The 2,741-nt window shown below is 40.7% G+C and carries 2 protein-coding genes; both read right to left on the bottom strand.

Annotated features, from left to right (window positions below; translation table 11 throughout):
* Positions 1–232: 232 nt before the first annotated feature.
* Entirely contained in the window at positions 233–1,906 is a 1,674-nt protein-coding gene (locus AC4E96_RS13990) for an amidohydrolase (protein WP_490256266.1), read from the bottom strand.
* A 91-nt stretch (positions 1,907–1,997) separates the two neighbouring features.
* Complete coding sequence (locus AC4E96_RS13985; protein WP_490256265.1) at positions 1,998–2,714, bottom strand: hypothetical protein; 717 nt, start codon at positions 2,712–2,714, stop codon at positions 1,998–2,000.
* Between the last annotated feature and the right edge of the window lie 27 nt (positions 2,715–2,741).

Below are 2,741 nucleotides of genomic sequence, written 5' to 3'. Positions count from 1 at the left end.
CCCAACCATCGGTTTTGGAGACCGCTGTTCTACCAATTGGAACTACGCCCCTGCAACAACATCCATCATGTTTATTATTTACACAACAAACACATACACCACTTTTGTGAAGTCTTAGTTTTTAAGGGAATCATAAAAGCGGGAGCGCCATTATACTTAACTGTTATAATGACGCAATAAAAACCTTTCAAGTCGATGTGGCAAGTTATAAACCACACTCCCAAACAAAGGGTTAGTCTTTTACTTTGAAGACTTGTTTACCAGCAACCCATGTTTCGAGTACTTTAGTTTTCCATAAGTCTTTAGCGTCTAGCTTGAAAATATCACGGTCTAGTAAAACGAAGTCAGCGTACTTTCCTGCTTGTAATCCACCAATAATATTTTCTTGGTGTGCACCAAATGCAGCATCTATCGTAAATGCCTTGAAAGCTTGCTCTATAGTCATCGCTTCTCCCATTAACCAACCACCTTTGGGTTGATTATCTCTATCTTGACGTGCAACAGCTGCATGAACACCAAAGAACGGATTTGCTAGCTCTACTGGAAAGTCGGAACCCGCAACAATTTTTGTCCCTTGTTTGATAAAGCTTTGCCATGCATATGCACCTTTTAATCGCTCTTCACCGATTCTTTTTGGAGCCATATCTTTATCGGAAGTGGCATGAGTCGGCTGCATAGAAGGAATTATGTTTAACGTTTTGAAACGAGGAATATCTTCCACATGAACGACCTGAGCATGCTCTACTCTGTGCCTTAATGCTTCTCCGTTGATCAAAGAGGCCTCCGGTGCCTTAAATACTCTTTCGAATTCATCTAGTGCAATGCGGTTCGCTCTATCACCAATAGCGTGAATGTTTATCTGAAAACGATGGTCTAAAATCGTGTCGAATAATGGCGTTAACTTATCTTTTGAAGTCACCAACAAACCTTTATTGTGACTATCATCATGATATGGTTCTAATAACGCAGCACCGCGGCTCCCTAATGCTCCATCACCATAAATTTTAACACTTCGTATTGATAAAAAGTCGTTGTCGTCCTTCACATAACCAGCTTTCAACATGTCAGTTAGATTAGGATCGGTTGCCGCTAACATACCGTAGATTCGAACCATCAATTCATTGTTGGCGGCTTTATTTACGTACAGGTTATAGGTGTCCTGATCAATGCCAGCATCATGCATACTAGTAATGCCTAGTGACAATAGATGCTCGCTCGCTGTTTTTAACGCCAAGGCCATTTCGTCTTGCGTCGGTGCGGGTATCTTTGCCATCACAAGGCTCTCGGCATTATCAATTAAAACACCCGTTGGCTCACCGTTTTCATCTTTGATTATTTCTCCACCTGCCGGTGAAATCGTATCGCGAGTAATCCCTGCCAACTCCATCGCTTTAGTGTTTAACCAAGCTGCATGGCCGTCGACACGGCTAAGATAAACAGGTCTATCACTGACATATTCGTCTAACTGCTTTGCAGTAGGGTAGCGACTATCAGACCAAATTTCTTGATTCCAGCCTCTTCCTTTTATCCAGGTAAGCTGTTTATTTTTGGACGCGTACTCAGCAACTTTCTGTGCCGTAGCCTTAGCAGATTTAAGATCGCGAACATCTACATTTAGCTTATTGAAACCTAATCCAAGTAGATGACCATGGCCATCGACTATACCTGGAATCATCGTTTTCCCTTTGCCATTGATAACTTTAGCATTTGGGTATTGCGACGCTAACTGACTGTCACCAATTGCCAAAACTTTACTGTTTTTGAAAGCTACAGTGCTAAAGGTCACCAACGTTTCTTGTGTAGTGTAGGTATAGCCTTTCACGTTCTCTATTACTGTTACTTGCGCCAGCAACAAGCCGGGCAAACAAGCTAATAAAATAAGCGTTCGTTTAATTAAGCTCTGCATCTATATAAACCTTTCTTTTATTGTAATTATTCTATTGTTTGAATTAGCTATTCTTACTTTAAACGCGTTGTGAGATGGGAGTAAAGCAAAGTCAGTCTAATTTGGCGTTAATTAGGGTGTCTTCCTTGTAATCCAAGACGATTATCCCGTCATGTGGGGATTCAAATCCTTTTACTTCATAAATCTCCCAGTAGCCAGTCACTTTGACAAAACAATTAAGCGGCCAATTAAAGCTATCTCCGTAATATTCAAGCTCAAAATCTCGTTTTGAGATTTTGCGGAAAGAGAACTGACTTTTTAATAGCGTACCATCGCAATCTTCACCAATGTCGAATGCGACATCAACTAAGTTAAACGCCTCGTTTGATAAATTCACAATTGCCAACGTATTGTTAGGAGTAAACTGAACACCACTGAGATTTAATGAAGGCAACGGTTGCGCCCTAACCTCACCTCTCACAGCTTTCCGAGAAGGCCTTTTGTATTCAACATAAAGGGTATCCAAATCATCAATAACTTCTGTCGCGAGGACATCTGAACCACGGTTTATCGATGATGGGAAGTAGATATGCAGACGTTCATCTGGCTTCTTGCCATAATAGGCTGCGTCGTCGCAATCTAAGTCTTCCTGCAGATAGCAGACTTTAGCTCCAGTGACTTTTGTTACAGCGTTTTGTGAGAAGTTAGTACTTTTTGCAAACTTTTGTTGTTCAATACTAACGTAACCTCTTACATCTGTTGTCTCAATTAATAAATTGAAGCAACCAGTAAGAAGAAACAGAGTTGAGATACTAATTATTAACTTCAAGGGAAATTCCATTTATAGGTTGGTAAG

It is taken from the genome of Psychrosphaera sp., from assembly GCF_982872775.1.
This window is presented reverse-complemented; position numbering and strand designations above follow the sequence as displayed.

Bases quoted from the DNA above. Each gene is read 5' to 3' on its own strand.
- AC4E96_RS13990 (WP_490256266.1), bottom strand. From the start codon at position 1,906: ATGCAGAGCTTAATTAAACGAACGCTTATTTTATTAGCTTGTTTGCCC.